11 protein-coding genes and 3 pseudogenes are annotated in these 14,298 nt (G+C 73.7%); 8 read left to right on the top strand and 6 right to left on the bottom strand.

Features of this window, described 5'->3' with window-relative positions; genetic code table 11:
* Positions 1–188: 188 nt before the first annotated feature.
* The 6 genes and pseudogenes from OG534_RS00405 to OG534_RS00380 all read right to left on the bottom strand — a co-directional run bounded on the left by OG534_RS00405 (position 189) and on the right by OG534_RS00380 (position 7,843).
* Positions 189–731 carry an NUDIX hydrolase gene (locus OG534_RS00405; RefSeq protein ID WP_326586066.1) on the bottom strand — a complete coding sequence of 181 codons (543 nt, stop codon included), beginning with the start codon at positions 729–731 and terminating at the stop codon, positions 189–191.
* On the bottom strand, positions 728–1,054 hold the full coding sequence (locus OG534_RS00400) for a hypothetical protein (protein WP_326586065.1): 327 nt from the start codon (positions 1,052–1,054) through the stop codon (positions 728–730). The genes OG534_RS00405 and OG534_RS00400 overlap by 4 nt, the downstream gene beginning before the upstream one ends.
* Complete coding sequence (locus OG534_RS00395; RefSeq protein WP_326586064.1) at positions 1,051–2,412, bottom strand: methyltransferase; 1,362 nt, start codon at positions 2,410–2,412, stop codon at positions 1,051–1,053. The genes OG534_RS00400 and OG534_RS00395 overlap by 4 nt, the downstream gene beginning before the upstream one ends.
* A gap of 62 nt (positions 2,413–2,474) precedes the next feature.
* Positions 2,475–4,154: an NUDIX domain-containing protein gene (locus OG534_RS00390; protein WP_326586063.1), complete on the bottom strand. Its 1,680-nt coding sequence runs from the start codon at positions 4,152–4,154 to the stop codon at positions 2,475–2,477.
* 409 nt (positions 4,155–4,563) lie between these two features.
* Positions 4,564–6,488: pseudogene (locus tag OG534_RS00385) on the bottom strand (ATP-binding cassette domain-containing protein).
* A gap of 1,067 nt (positions 6,489–7,555) precedes the next feature.
* Complete coding sequence (locus tag OG534_RS00380; RefSeq protein ID WP_326586062.1) at positions 7,556–7,843, bottom strand: GYD domain-containing protein; 288 nt, start codon at positions 7,841–7,843, stop codon at positions 7,556–7,558.
* Between the two features lie 174 nt (positions 7,844–8,017).
* Between OG534_RS00380 and OG534_RS00375 the strand changes: the two genes are divergently transcribed.
* The 8 genes and pseudogenes from OG534_RS00375 (at position 8,018) to OG534_RS00340 (ending at position 14,297) form a co-directional block, all read left to right on the top strand.
* Complete coding sequence (locus OG534_RS00375; protein WP_326586061.1) at positions 8,018–8,311, top strand: hypothetical protein; 294 nt, start codon at positions 8,018–8,020, stop codon at positions 8,309–8,311.
* Positions 8,312–8,344: 33 nt separating this feature from the next.
* Positions 8,345–9,227 (top strand): annotated as a pseudogene (locus OG534_RS38535) (amidase family protein).
* A complete protein-coding gene (locus tag OG534_RS00360) occupies positions 9,206–9,451 on the top strand; it encodes an amidase family protein (RefSeq protein ID WP_326586058.1) in 246 nt (81 codons plus the stop codon). The pseudogene OG534_RS38535 and the gene OG534_RS00360 overlap by 22 nt, the downstream one beginning before the upstream one ends.
* Positions 9,452–9,663: 212 nt before the next feature.
* Complete coding sequence (locus tag OG534_RS00355) at positions 9,664–10,620, top strand: nucleotidyl transferase AbiEii/AbiGii toxin family protein (protein WP_326586057.1); 957 nt, start codon at positions 9,664–9,666, stop codon at positions 10,618–10,620.
* A 233-nt stretch (positions 10,621–10,853) separates the two neighbouring features.
* Positions 10,854–12,205, top strand: a pseudogene (locus OG534_RS00350) (MFS transporter).
* Entirely contained in the window at positions 12,202–12,813 is a 612-nt protein-coding gene (locus OG534_RS38530; RefSeq protein WP_442807012.1) for an anhydro-N-acetylmuramic acid kinase, read from the top strand. Before OG534_RS00350 ends, OG534_RS38530 begins: the two are co-directional and overlap by 4 nt.
* Positions 12,814–12,877: 64 nt before the next feature.
* Positions 12,878–13,390, top strand: coding sequence for an anhydro-N-acetylmuramic acid kinase (locus OG534_RS38525; protein ID WP_442807197.1), 513 nt, complete (start codon positions 12,878–12,880; stop codon positions 13,388–13,390).
* A 532-nt stretch (positions 13,391–13,922) separates the two neighbouring features.
* Positions 13,923–14,297 carry a hypothetical protein gene (locus tag OG534_RS00340; protein WP_326586056.1) on the top strand — a complete coding sequence of 125 codons (375 nt, stop codon included), beginning with the start codon at positions 13,923–13,925 and terminating at the stop codon, positions 14,295–14,297.
* Position 14,298: the final 1 nt, after the last annotated feature.

Raw genomic sequence — 14,298 nt, 5'->3', positions numbered from 1 at the left:
GTGCTCGGCGAGCAGCGACCGCTCGACATCCCCCAGTTGCCGGAAACCCCTTCCGTCGGCGTAACACCGCTGCCACCTCTCGCGGACGACATGTCCCACGCCGTTGCTCCTCGACTGGTCTTCCGGGCCGGTGGACGATGCGGTGTCCCGGCCGACGGGCTGTTCGGCGCACTCCCGCGGTCGGTACGTCAACTCCGCCCGCCCCGGGACGGACCGGGCAGGAGACGGGTGCGGTCGGGGGCGCCCGCGGTGTGGTGGATCCGGTCGCCGGGCTGCTGGAAGTGCACGGCGGCGGGCAGCCCGGCGCGGTAGGCGTCCAGGCCGGACCGGCAGTACGCCACCATCGGGTCCGGCAGCGCGTGCGGCGGGTACCAGCCCATGGCGTCGCATCGGTCCGGCTCCCTCACGTGGGGCTCGCCCGACCACCGCCGCACCTCGAAGAAGACGCCGATGCGCGAACCGGTGCCCACGGGAGGGCGGTGGTGGACGGTGACGGCCACGGTCACGTCCTCGCTGTCGATGAGGGCGCCGGTCTCCTCGCGGGCCTCCCGGATCACCGCCTCGACCATGTCCTCGCCCGCGTCGAGGTGCCCGGACGGCAGGTGCCACAGCCCGGACGCGTACACCGGCCCGGCACGGCGGGACAGCAGCACCTCGGGGCCGGACTCGCCGTCGCGGCGCAGGATGAGGTGGACGTCGACCGGCACGGAATGCCGGGCGCCGCCGCTCACCGCGCGGTCCCGGGACGGCGCGTGGGTTCGGCCACCCCGGCCGGAGTCGTGGCCGGGAACCCGACCACCTCGTCGGGCGGCCCGGGTCGGTGGCGGGTGTCGGAGACCTGGGCCGGCCAGGGGACGGCGCTGTCGCGGTGGCTCTGGTTGACGGGGACCAGGTCGGGCGGGTTCCCCAGCCCGGAGAGCGTGATCGCGACGCGGGTCGCCCCGTCGTCTAGGGCGCAGGTGTGCGGGTAGTCCGGTGGTCCGGTGACCGTGAAACGGATCGCGCCGCACAGGCAGCCTCCGGTGCGTGGTGCGGAGGCGGGGAGCGTGGTCATGTGGTCTTCTCCTGGGTCGCGTGATGGTCCGGGTCCGGGTCCGCGTCCGGGTCCGGGTACGGGTGCGGGTGCGGGTGCGAGTACGGGCTGTCGGCTTGTCGAGCCGGTACCGGATCGGGGGTGATCGTCAGGGGCCAGGACAGCTCCGCCGGTCCCGTCCCGGCGCTGACCCACTGGTCTTCGTCGGGTTCGAGGTGCAGACGGTAGGAGGCCGGGGATCCGGCGGCCTGCCAGCGGGCGGCGGTTTCCTGGATCTCCGTCCAGATCTCCCGCGGCCCGTGGGCGGTGACGGTCCACCCTCCGGCGCCGTCGGGGCCGGCGGTGACCCAGGACCCGCACGCGGGCGCACCGATGACCAGGCGGTCGGCACTCCAGTCCCGCACCAGCCCGGGATGGAGGTGGTCCAGCGCCAGCCACATCCCACGCGCCCCGCTCGGGGGCGGGCCCGTGCGGGTCGTGTGCGTGCTCTCGCCGTCGACGGCACCGGCGTCGATCCGCTTCCGGAAGCGGGCGTTCAGGAAGATCTGCTTCCCGCCGTGTGCCGGACGGTGTCCGAGTTCCACCGCTTCCACGCGTGCCTCCAGCCGTCCGGCCCCGGTCCTGGCGATGACCGCGAGGCCCGGCCAGGACGGGGAGGAGGTCGACAGGGTGGCCAGGGCGAGCCCGCCCGGTGCCAACTGCTCCGGCCAGGCCAGGGGCACGCGGGTGACGGCGTAGGAGACGAAGGTCCGGTCGTAGGCGCGTTGCGCGGGCCATCCGTGCTGACCATCGCCCGTCGCGGCCGTCGGCCGGTAGCCGAGGGCGGCCAGCCGCTCGCGGGCGGCAGCGGTGACGTGCGGGTTCCGGTCCACGGTCACCACCCCGGCATCTCCGGCGACCGCGCACGCCACGGCCGCGGACACCCCGGCGCCGGTGCCGATGTCCAGGACGCGCTGCCCCGGCCTCAGGTCCAGCCGCTGGAGCAGCCCGGCGGTCATCCCCACCGTGCTGGACATCGCGGTCATCGATCCGCCCGAGCGCGGGCCCGGCACCCGGCCCAGGATCGGCTCGCCCTCGTGCTGGACCGACACGCTCTGCCCGCCGTACAGCAGCCCTAGCAGCTCCTCCCGGTCCGCCGCCACCGCCCAGTCGAGGAGGTCCCAGCGCAGCGGAGTCTCGTCCGGCTTGCTGCGCCGTACGTACGCCTGCGGCATCAACACCTCGCGGCGCAGCCCGAGTAAGGCGTCGCGGACAGGGCCGGGCCCCAGGGCCCCGTCGGCCTCCAGTCGGGCGACCAGCTCCGCGCGGGCCACGGCGGGGCCGTCCTCGGGTGTGGTTCTGGCGCGGGCGGGCGGCGGCGGCACGGTGGGATCGGCCACGTACGACTCCTTTTAGTGGAGATGGGGAGAGGGGAGATGGGGAGAGGGGGCGGGTGCCAGGGTCAGGTCCAGCCGAGTTCGGTGTACAGGCGGCCGGCCCGGATGCCCTCGACGGCGGCCCGGGTGTAGGGGACGACGGGGTGGGGGAGGGCGTCGGCGGGCCACCAGCCCCAGGACACGCAGCGGTCGGGCTCGCGTACCTCGGGCGTGCCCTGCCACCGCCGGGCGCGGAAGACCAGCCCCACCCGCGGCTGTCCGCCCGGCTCGTCCACGAGGTGGACGAGGTGGGCCAGTTCCACGTCGTCCGGGTCGATGATCAGGCCCGCCTCTTCCTCCGCTTCCCTCACCAGGCAGCTCACGGCCGATTCCTGCTCGCAGTGCCCGGCGAGGAAGTGGTGCGTGGAACCCGCGAACGCGGAGTCGGGGTGCCGCAGTCCGAGCAGCACCCGGCCGTCGCGCTCCAGGTAGAGGTGGACGCCGACGACGTGGGGAACGCTTCCGCTGCCGGCCTGTCGCCCGGGGCGCTGTTCCGGCACGGCCGTTGGTGACCGCCGCACCACCTCCCCGGCACGGGAAGCGGGCTTGGGCGGCGCAGCTGCCGCGTGCCGCCGCACCAGATCCAGGGTGGAGGGGCTCAGCCGCAGGCGGGGCATCGTCGCCGGGTGGAACCAGGCCAGCATGACGCCTTCGGTGAGCGGGAGTTCGGCCGGGTCGCCGTTCCACCGGCCCGCCAAGATCTGGACCGGTACGGCCATGCCGTCGGTGCCGGTGGCCAACTCCACGGCGAAGGGCTCCAGTACGGGCAGCGCGAGTCCGGCTTCCTCCCGCAGTTCCCGCCGCACCGTCGCCTCCAGCGAGGCGTCCTCCGGCTCGCGGCCACCGCCCAGCAGGGCCCAGGCCCCCGGCTCCCAGATCCCGGGCACGTCGTCCCGCAGATGGAGCAGGTAGCGGCCCTGATCGTCGTGGATCAACGCCGACGCGTTCACCGGTTCGACCCGGCCGTCGAGAGCGGATGCGAGGAGCTTGGCCCGCAGGGACGGCGACGCCACCTCCTCGAAGGGACGCCACTCCGCTCCCGACACCTCGTCGGGCTGCGGGGAGACCTCGGCGTCGGTGTCGGCGAGGCAGAACACGAACCGGAAGTCGTAGTGCTGGTGACCGGATTCGTCCTTGACGGGGTTGGCGTCGATGTCATGGACGTCGATGTCGAAGGGCGCCCTCCCGTACGCGACGGTGGTGCACAGGGCGCCGGGCGGGATACCGGCCTCCTCGTGGACCTCGCGCAGCGCCGCTTCCAGCAGCGTGCGGTCGCCCTCCTCGACGTGCCCTCCGGGCGCGAGGGACTTGCCGGTGGCCTTGTGATGGATGTGCAGGACGCGGCAGTCCCGGTCGATGACGACGGAGCTGCAGGTGACGTGGCCCGGCAGGGTGGAGCGGCTCGTGGGATCGGCGCCGCCGTCCTCCAGCGCGTGCAACAGCGGTGCCAGAGACTCTACTTCGGCGGGGTGGCGACCCAGGTAGGCGGTGACGAGGTCGCGGATGTGGGAGCGGGTGGGTGGCAAGGTTGCCTCGCAGTTCAGGGCGGAAGCGGATGACGGCAGGATGTTCGGAACGTTCGGGGCGGTGGGGGTGTCACGGGCCGGGCTTTCCAGGCCTGTCGGCGGGCGACCGGTTTCCCCTACGACGCCACCGACGCCACCGACGTCACCGACGGCCGGGGCGGCGACGGGCATGGCGGCCATGCGCCGCACGGGCGAGCGCCACAGCACGGCCACCGGTACCAGGAGCAGCAGCGTCCCGGCGAGCAGGGCCGCGTGGACTCCGCACGCGGTGGCCAGCCCGCCGTCCGGTCAGGGCGGCGAAGGGCTTGCTCCCGGATACCAGCCAGGTGGAGGTCTGCTGCGCCCGCGACTGCAGCTCCGGCGGGCAGATCTCGCTGGCGCAGCGACCTCCTGGGTCGTACCGCGCCACGGCGGCGGCCGCCAACTCGGCAGGCGCCGGCCAGGGCGAGAACGGCCAGCCAGCCGGCACCGGGGCGGGCGAGCAGCAGCGGCACACCCGTCACCGCGCACGTGGTGAACCCCGCGACCAGGGTCCGGCGGCAGGGAACAGCGCGGCAAGGCGGCGGGCAACAGCACCGCGTCGGCAGGGTCATGCGCGGTCCTCGGCGGGCAGCGCGTCGTGGTCGCCGCCGGGCTGCGCCGGGAGCGGGGCGTCGAACGCGGCGGCCTGGACGAGGTAGGCGTCGCGGAAGTCCCCGGTGCCGGTCTTCTCGTCCATCAGCTCGGTGAAGGTCCCCGACTCCGCGACCCGGCCCTCCTTCAGGACGTGGATCAGGTCGGCGTGGCGTACGGAGTGCAGGCGGTGGGTGATCAGGACGATGGTCTGCCCGGTGCTCGCGGCCAGGGCCCGGATCTGGTCGAAGACCCGCTGCTCGGCGACGGCGTCCAGCGCGCTCGTGGGCTCGTCCACGATCAGGATCTCGGCCTTGCGGTACTTCGCGCGGGCGATCCCGACGCGCTGCCACTGGCCGCCGGAGATCTGGTGCCCGCCCCGGTAGCCGCGCGCCAAGAGCGTGCCGAGCCCGCGCGGCAGGCCGGCCAGGACCTCGTCGGCCCCGGAGTAGTCGGCCGCCTCCTCCACCGCGCGGTCGTCGATCGGCCGGTCGGCCTCGCCGATGGCCACGTTGACGCGGAAGGTGAACGGCCAGTGGAAGAAGTTCTGCGACATCAGCGCGACCCGGGAGAACACCTGCCTGCGGTCCGCCGTTCGGGCATCGACGTCGTCCCACCGGATCGTCCCGCCGCCCTCGTCCGGCAGGTACAGCCCGGCCAGCAGCTTGACCAGGGTGGACTTGCCCGAGCCGTTCTCACCGACCAGCGCGATGATCTTTCCCATGGGGAAGGACAGGCTGACCTCCCGCAGCGTCGGCTCCGGCTGCTCGCCGTCGCTGCCGGGGTAGGTGAAGGTGACCTTCTCGAAGTGGACCTCCCGCAGCCGCTCGGGCAGCGGCTCCCAGCCGGACGGAACGGCGCGCGCCTCGGCCTCCCGGCACAGCCGCTCGTAGTCGGCGACGAAGAGGCTCTCCTGGTGCAGGTCGGTGATGTGCAGCACCAGGAGTCCAGGCTGGAGGCGCCCGTACGGATCGCCAGCACGGCCGTGCCCGCCACGGCCAGCTCGCCTGGCCCCGCCCCACAGCAGCAGCCCGAGCGCACCGTAGGTGGCGAGGGTGGCGACGCCTGCCGGCGCCGTCGGCGACCAGCCCGATCCGCGCGGCCCGCCGGGCCAGCCGGGTCTGCTCGCGCTCGCTGGTCTCGGCCATGTTCCCGGAAGTGCCCGAGGAGGAACGGGCCGACGTCGTGGACGCGGACCTCCGCCGCGGCCTCCTGCTGGGTCAGCAGCTGCCCCAGCAGATGCCCGGCCCGCGCGTGCTGGACGAAGGTGTGGAACGAGATGTACCGCTGCTTGGAGATGGTCAGCGAACTCCACGCGCTCGGCAGGGTCATCAGCACCAGCAGCGGCAGCAGGACCGGGTGCAGGATGGTGAGGACACCGGCCGCGGCGATCAGGGAGATCGCGGAGTTCAGCGTGCTCGTGCAGTAGCGGATCATGCGCCGGGCGGAGTCGGCCCCGTAGCGGGCGGCGTCCAGCAGCCGGTGGAACTCGTCGTCCTCGACGGCCGCGAGCTCGACCCGGTGCACCAGCCCCAGGTAGCGCTCGGTCGCCACCCGCTGCACCTTGGGCTCCAGCGTGCCGGTGGCCGCCGTGGACGCGGACCGCAGGAGCGATCCGAGCAGCGCCGTCAGGGCCACGACGACGAGCGCGGGCACCGCCCCGGCCAGCCGCTCCTTGGTGGTGCCGTCCGTGAGGAGGTGCCCGAGTACGCCGTTGACCGCGACCAGGCCGACTGCCTGGGTGATCCCGCGGCTGATCTCGGAGCCGAGGACGACCCGCAGGGCGTGGGCGTCCGCGAGGTGCGCGAGCCGCACGCCCGTGCCGACGAGGCGGGGGAGACCCTTCGCCATCGTCCACAGGCCGAGCTTGAGCCAGGCGCCCTCGTGCCGGTCCCAGCCGATGTCGTACGCGAGCTCGCCGCCGAACAGGAGCCGCTCCGACTCCGATAACCGGGCGCCGCCGGAACCGGACGTGCTCTTCTCGCTCACGCCGCCCACCTCGTATCCGGTCGTGACCCACGGCGGCCGGCAGGCGCGTCAACGCGGCGCCGCGGTGCCGGCCGGGGGCAAGGGGAGAGTGGGCCGTGTTCGAAAAGCGAGGGGGTCACGCGGTGGGCGGGCACGGGATTCACGACATCCTCCGGATGGACGCAGGGTTGGTACTGGTGCTCTAAGAACGGCCCTGAATCGAGCCCGTCACGGCCCGTCCGGGGGCAATGTGGGAACGCATGTTCTGGCCCAGGCCAGGGGCCTTGGCGGGTCTGGGGCGACGGCGCTGAAACTCGCTCGAACAGGTCTGCTCACCCGTGCGGGGGATTGTCTGCAGTGGCCCGCTCCCCGGGCTGTTGCCGGTCCCGGGCTGCCCCGGACCTACGCGTTACGCCTTGTACCCGGCCGTCTAGCGGGGCCGCCGTTGTCCGTCAAGCCACGTGATGGAGGGACGTGACCCGAGGTGAGCGCCGGGGCGTAATGGAACGGGAAACGCCTTCCCCCTCTTTCAAGCCAAAGGAGAACGGTCTTGATCCGCATCTTTCGAACGCGACGTCTCGTCTTGCTTGCCGCCTCGACCGCGATCGCCGCGGGAGGCGTGCTGGTGCCCACGACGGCCTTCGCCGCTGCTCCGGCGTCGGCGCTCACGGTCGTGGCGGAGATGACCACCACGGGTCCGGTAAGGATCGTTCCGGCAAGTGCGGCAAGGACAAGCACGATAAGTGGGGTGAGGTAAGCACGGCAAGCGGGAAGGACCGTCCCGGCAAGGGCGACTCCCGCACCGCCGGAATGGCAGTGCGTCCGCGCCCCGTGGTCCCCCCAGTGGCACGCACACGGGCGAGTGACCGCGCCCGGCGCGCACACGGGCGCCACACGGGCGAGTGACCGCGCTCCGGGCACGTGCGCGCCACGGCCTTCGGCGTGACCGCCCGTGCGCTCACACGCCAGGAGGCCACGATACCGGACCTGCTCGACCCTGCTCAGGGCCTCCAGCGTTTGCCGTCGACGGTCAGCAGGACGGTCGTCTCGAACGAACTGAGCGCGCCGCCTCCACTGATCGCCAGTGCGACCGCGGCCATGGACACGTTGTCCGGGGCTTCCCACAGGTTGTAGCCGTCGTGCGTGCCGAAGGCGTACCAGAATCCGTGGAGCTTTCCACCGACGGACTCGATGTACGACCGGGCGGCCTTCGCGCGGTCCTCGGGGTGGCCGATCAGCCTCGCCCACGTCTCCGGTGTGTAGCTGAACCTCGACAGGTAGAGCGGCATCGTGTCTCCCTTTCGTTTCGTGAAGGGATGCCCGCTCCGGGTGGCAGAAGCGCCGGGGCGGCCCGCAGGTCCCCCGAACAGCCGGGGTGATGGCCGCCGCGGGGTGCTTGACGGACACGCGGTGGGGAGCGAGCCTTGCCCGGAGTTACCGACAGGTACGCGGAAGGGGTGGCCATGGACAGCGACGGCGCACGGGGCGGGGAACGCGACCGGGAGGACGCGGAGTTGATATTCCAGGGCGTCGAGCGGCAGGCCGAGCTGGTGCGCACCGGGAAGATCACCTCCCGCGCCCTCGTCGAGGCCGCGCTGCGCCGCATCACCCGGCTCGATCCCGCCCTCGGAGCCTTCCGCGTCGTCCTCGCCAGCGGCCCTCGCCGAGGCCGACGCCCGGGACGAGGAAGGCGGACGGCCCCCTCCACGGCGTGCCCATCGCCGTCAAGGACGAGCTGGACGTCGCCGGGCAGGTGACCGGCTTCCGGCGGCGCAGCCAACCACACCCCCGTGACCGCAGATTCCGAGGCCGTACGCCGCCTGCGCGCCGCCGGAGCCGTCATCATCGGCAAGACGACGATGCCCGAGTTCGGCCAGTGGCCCTACACCGAATCCGAAGCCCACGGCCACACCCGCAACCCCTGGGACACCACCCGCACCCCCGGCGGCTCCAGCGGCGGCAGCGCCGCCGCCGTCGCGGCCGGACTCGTCGGGGCGGCGCTCGGCGGCGACGGCGGCGGGTCCATCCGCATCCCGGCCGCCTGCTGCGGGCTGTTCGGCCTCAAGCCCCAGCGCGGCCGGGTCTCCACCGCCCCCAACCCCCACCTCTGGTACGCCCTCGGCACCGTGCGGCCACTGACCCACCGTGCGCGATGCCGCCCTGCTCTATGACGTCCTCGCCGGCACCACCGCCACCGACCGCTGGAGCGCCCGCCCCACGACCGAGGGCTGGGTACGAGCCCTGGAAACCCCGCCCGGCCGGCTGCGCATCGGCTACTCCGCCAAGTCCGCCGTGCCCGGGGTGCGCCCGCATCCCGAACACGTCGGGGCCCTGCTGGAGACCGTACGGGCGCTGCGCGAACTGGGCCACGACGTACGGGAGGTCAACCCGCGCTACCCGGACGCGACGGTCCCGTTCGCCGCGCAGTTCTGCGGCGGAGTACAGGCGGAGGCCGACGCGTCGGAGCGCCCCGACCGGCTGGAACGGCGCACCCAGCAGCACCTCCCGCGCTCGCCCGGCTGGTCCCCGATCCGCCGTGGAGCGCGGGATCCGGGCGGGGAGCGGCTGGCGGAGCGCGTCGACCGGATGTTCACCACCATGGACCTCCTGCTCACCCCCGTCATCGCCGCGCGCCACGCGCGGTGGGAGCGTTGGACGGCGCCGGACTGCTGACGGCGCTGGCGCGCTCGCGCCCGATGGTCGCCTACACCGCGCTGTGGAACGTCACCGGCCACCCGGCCGCCTCCGTCCCGGCCGGTCACGGCGCGGACGGGCTGCCGCTCGCCGTGCAGCTGGTGGGCCGCAGCGACGACGAGGTGACGGTGCTCCGGGTGGCAGCGCAACTGGAGGCGGCCCGGCCGTGGGCGGAGCGGCGCCCGCAGCTGTCGGCTTCCTGACCGGTTCTGTCCGCATGGGCGGCGCGGTCGGGCCCGTCCGCGCCCTCCGCATGCGGCCGCTTGCGCAGGTCGCTGTCAGTGGTGGTCCATACAGTTGGTTATCGGTCACCGGTGAGCAGACGGGCGAGTGCGGGGCGGGAATGAGGCATGTCGAGGGGGAGTCCGAGACTCGTTCGGACCGGCGGGCGGGCGGACCTCCGGTGTCCTGTGGCGTGGACGGCGAACGGTGGCGCATCATGCACCGGGCCGTGCTCGATCACCTGCTCGGTCTCGTCGTCGGGTCCCCGTTGGGCGACGACCTCGTGCTGCGGGGGAGCATGGTGATGCCGGCGTGGGTGGGCGCCGACGCGCGGGAGCCGGCGGACCTCGACTGGATCGTTCCCCGGCTCCTGCTGGTCCCGGTCGATCCCGAGCACCCGTATCCGTACGTGGAGGAACCGTCGGACGTACAGCAGTGGCCGGAGGCGGCCGACGGCGCCGACCGGTACGAGATCTGGAAGTTCGAGGAGTTCGACACCAGGGGCCTTCGACCCGTGGTACCGCCCGAGGGGCTCCACTGGGTCGTCGAAACGGAGCCCGACCACTGCCCGCCGCACGAAGCGCTGCTCGACCTGGTGCGTGAGCGGCCGGTGGCCGCGCCGGGGGTGGTGCTCGAGGCGGACGCCGCCCGGGACGACGGCACCTGGACCTACTCGGAGTACGACACGCCGGGCATACGCCTGACCATCCCCTGGAAGGCGGAAGGCCTCCCGCCCGGCGAGGTACGGCTGGACTTCGCCCGCGACGAGTGGCTCCCGGAGTCCCCCGTCCTGACGGCGATACCCCGTGGTGACGGTACGGGTCCGACCGTCGTGCGTACCGCAGGCCGTGAACTGTCGCTCGCCTGGAAGCTGCTGTGGCTCCACGCCGATTGCGCCACGGAGGGCCGGGCGCGGGCCAAGGACCTCTACGACGCCGTACTCCTCGCGGAGGCGGACGCCACGAAGCTGTCCCCACAGCTGCTGCGCAAGGTGTTCCGCCACGCGCCGGGCGGCGACGGGCGGGGCGACACGGCGGCCGCAGACGCCTTGCGCCTCGACGAGTGGCGCTGTGGTCCGTGGACTGGGAGGACTTCCGCGCGAACCACCCACAGGTACGGGGCACGGCCGAGGAATGGCTGGAGCGTCTGAGCCGGGCGCTGGAACCGGTGTTGGGGCGGTAGGACCGCGCGACCGCGCAGCGTCATCCGCGCGAGCCACCGCGGCACGGCCCGGGGCCCTCCGGACGTTGTCGTGGGGGGCGCCGGGTACTCAGGACCGCAACGGGGGCCACTGGGCCACAGGGCGCGCGCGCCCTGCCGCCGATGTGCTGAACCGTGCCCCCGTGAGGCGTCGGGAAGACGCGGAGCGGGCACGCAGCACGGGTGACCTCGACCGACCTGCTCCCGGCGCCGCCGCCTCGCGCCGCCGCTCGCCGGGCCCTGCTGGCCGGTTCGGCCGGCAATCTCGTCGAGTGGTACGAGTTCGGCGTCTACGGCTGCTTCGCCACCGTCATCGCGGCCAACTTCTTCACCCCGCACGCGGGTACAGGAGCTGGGGCCGTGAGTGGTGCCGGGGCACTGGTCGCCACCTACGCCTCGTTCGCGCTCGCCTTCTTCTTCCGGCCCGTCGGCGCCCTGGTCTTCGGGCGTCTCGGTGACCGCCTCGGCCGCCGTCCCACCCTCGTCGTCACCATCGGCCTCATGACGCTCGCCACCACGCTGATCGGGCTCCTCCCCACCCAGGCCGCCATCGGCCCGGCGGCCCCCTGGCTCCTCACGTTCCTGCGCGTCTTGCAAGGACTCTCCGCGGGCGGGGAGTTCGGCGGCGCGGTGTCCGTGATCACGGAGAACGCGCCGCCGGGCCGCCGGGGCCTCTACGGCGCGTGGCAGTCCTTCACCGTCGCGCTCGGCCTGCTGGCCGGCGCCGGCACGGCCGCCGCCCTCGCGACGGTCCTGCCCGAGCCGGCGCTGTACGCGTGGGGGTGGCGGGTCCCGTTCCTGCTGGCCCTGCCGCTCGGAATGGTCGCGCTGTGGCTGCGTACGGCGCTGGAGGAGCCACCCGCGGCGCCCCCGAAGGCCAAGGCCGCAAGCGAGGCCGCGCCGGGGTCCGGGGCCCACGGTTCCGGCGGGCCGCCCAACAGAGGCGAACAGGTCCGTGCCGTCTTCCTCGGCATCGGGCGGATCATGGGCTGGTCGGCCGCCGGGTACACCTTCCTCGTCGTTCTGCCCTCCTACCTCCAGTCCACGCTGGGCGCCTCCTTCCGCAACGCCCTGCTGGCCACCACGTTCGCCAACCTGGGCTTCGCCGCCTCGATCCTGCCCGCAGGGCTGCTCAGCGACCGGTTCGGGCGGCGCCCGGTCATGCTCGGCGGCGCGCTCGGCGTCGTCGTATGCGCCTTCCCCTCCTGCACGTGCTCCAGTCCGCCGACGCGTCCCCGCCGACCCGGGCAGCGGCCGTGCTGGCCGCGGGCGCGCTCGTCGGCCTGCTGGCCGGACCGGGGCCGGCCATGCTGGCCGAGATGTTCCCGCGGCGCGTCCGCTGCACCGGGCTCGGGCTGGCCTACGCCCTGGCCAACGCGGTGTTCTCGGGCTGCGCGGGACTCGTCATCACCGCATTGACCGCCCGGACAGGAGACACCGCCATCGCCGCCTACTACGCCGCCGGCGCCTGTGCCCTCAGCTCACTGGCGCTGCTGACCCTGCGCGGGAACGACCACCGGGAGCCCCTGCGATGAGGGTCGTCGGCCTGATGTCGGGCACCTCGTACGACGCCGTCGACGCCGCGGCCTGCGACCTCGAGTACCGGGCCGGGGACGGCGCGCTCCACCTCACCCCGCTGGGCATGGTGAGCGAGCCGTACCCGGACGGCCTGCGGGCCGCGCTCGCCGCGGCCCTGCCCCCCTCGGCCACCACGCTCGCCGGCGTCTGCCGACTCGACACCCGCATCGGGCAGGCGTTCGGGCGGCTCGCCGTCCGGGCCGACCGTGAACTGTGCGGGGGACGGGCTGAGTTGATCGCGTCGCACGGGCAGACCGTGTACCACTGGGCGGCGGACGGGCGGGTCCACGGCACCCTCCAGCTTGGCGAACCGGCCTGGATCGCCGAGGCCACCGGCTGCCCGGTCGTCTCCGGCTTCCGGCCGAGGGACGTCGCGGCCGGCGGGCAGGGAGCGCCGCTGGTGAGCCTGATCGACCTGATGCTGCTGCGCGGCCGGCCCGGTGTGCCGGCAGCCCTGAACATCGGGGGGATCTCCAACGTCACCGTGGTGCCGAGGACCGGCGACCCCATGGCGTTCGACACGGGCCCGGGCAACGCGCTGATCGACGCGCGGTGCGCGAGCTGACCGGCGGCGGCTCGCGTACGACGCGGACGGCGCGCTCGGGGCCGCCGGACGGGTACACGATGCTCTGCTGGAGTGCCTGCTCGCTGAGCCGTACTACCGGTTGCCCGCGCCGCGGACCACGGGCAAGGAGCTGTTCCACGAGGAATACCTGCGCGCCCGGCTGACGGGGTTCGGACAGCTCCCGCCGCAGGACGTGGTCGCCACGCTCACGCGCCTCACCGCCCGGACCGTCGCCGACGCGCTGCGGCCGCTGGGAGCCACGGAGGTCTTCGCGTCGGGAGGCGGTGTGCGCAACCCGACGCTGACGGGGATGCTCCGCGCCGAATTGGGCGGCGCGGAGGGCTGCATCGTCGGAGGCGCTCGGGCTGCCCGCCGCCGCGGCAAGGAGGGCTACGCGTTCGCCGTGCTGGGCTACCTCACCCTGCACGGCCTCCCGGGCAACGCTCCCGGGTGCACCGGAGCCGCGGGCCCGCGCGTCCTGGGCTCGATCACCCCGGGCAGCCGCCCGCTCCAACTTCCCGCGAAGCCGACCCGTGCCCCGAGCTCCCTGACCGTGGGGGCCCCGGTGCGGCGCTGACCCGCTGGCCCCGGGGAGGAGCCTGACTCGCTGACGTCGGAAGGAGAGCGCGGCAGCGGCCGTCGGCGGAGTGGGTAGGCCGGGTGCGGACGGAGAGGACGAGCCGTGTTCACCGACCCGCTCGCCCTTGGTCCCCACAGCGGCATCGGCTCCGCCGAACGGGCGCTGCTCCGGTAGCGTGGTCGGATGATCTCCGGTGACGCCCTCGTGCAGCGACTTCGGGTGCTGGCCGCCCGGGTCCCGTTCGACCCCGCGGCACAACCCGGCGCGACAGCTGCCGACTTCGACAAGCTGGCCCGTCCCGGTGCGGCCGAGGCTCGTGAACTGCTGGGCCGGCTCGGCGGCTTCGCGGTGCCGCCGGTGGAGTTCGTACTGACCGGCCACCCCCGTCAGGGTGGCGACCACGGCCTCCCGCACCCCCACTGGCTGGCTGGCACGGACGACGGCGGTGGCGGCGTCACCTGGGTCGACATCGAAGCCGACGGCCGGTGGGGCCAGGTGCTGATGCAGTACCGCGAGGGGCGGACTGTACGTGGAAGCCGACTCGCTGCCGAAGTGGCTCGACCGGCTGATCGGGACAGCGGAGGAACTGGTCGACGAGACGGGCTTCGAGGACGGCGTCCAGCCGTACGCCGACGATTTCTGGGACCTCCTGCAGCTGGACGGCCCCGACCTGCCGCTGCACCCAGCGGCCGACCTCCGCGGCCGTCCCGGCACGGACCCGGTGGTCGCCGGGCTCGCCGCGCGGGTGCCGGACGAGGCGCTGATCGCCGACTTCCGCGGAGCCCTGCCGGGCAGCCGGGCCCGCTTCGATCGGACGCTCAGGCGATACCGTCTGGAGCGGGCCGTCGGTGGCCCGGTGTTCGCCGCCGTTCCCCGGGACCCGGAACCGCACCGTCCGAGGTGAG

Origin of the sequence: Streptomyces sp. NBC_01294 (assembly GCF_035917235.1) — a bacterium.
GTDB classification, from domain to species: Bacteria; Actinomycetota; Actinomycetes; order Streptomycetales; family Streptomycetaceae; genus Streptomyces; species Streptomyces caledonius.
The sequence above is the reverse complement of the archived record's forward strand: the minus strand, read 5'-3'. Positions and strand labels throughout refer to the sequence as shown.

Excerpts from the sequence above, each read along its gene's own strand:
- OG534_RS00400 (WP_326586065.1), bottom strand. The coding sequence starts at position 1,054 with ATGACCACGCTCCCCGCCTCCGCACCACGCACCGGAGGCTGCCTGTGC.
- OG534_RS00390 (WP_326586063.1), bottom strand. The coding sequence starts at position 4,154 with ATGGCCGCCATGCCCGTCGCCGCCCCGGCCGTCGGTGACGTCGGTGGC.
- OG534_RS00380 (WP_326586062.1), bottom strand. The coding sequence starts at position 7,843 with ATGCCGCTCTACCTGTCGAGGTTCAGCTACACACCGGAGACGTGGGCG.
- OG534_RS00375 (WP_326586061.1), top strand. The coding sequence starts at position 8,018 with ATGGACAGCGACGGCGCACGGGGCGGGGAACGCGACCGGGAGGACGCG.
- OG534_RS38530 (WP_442807012.1), top strand. The coding sequence starts at position 12,202 with ATGAGGGTCGTCGGCCTGATGTCGGGCACCTCGTACGACGCCGTCGAC.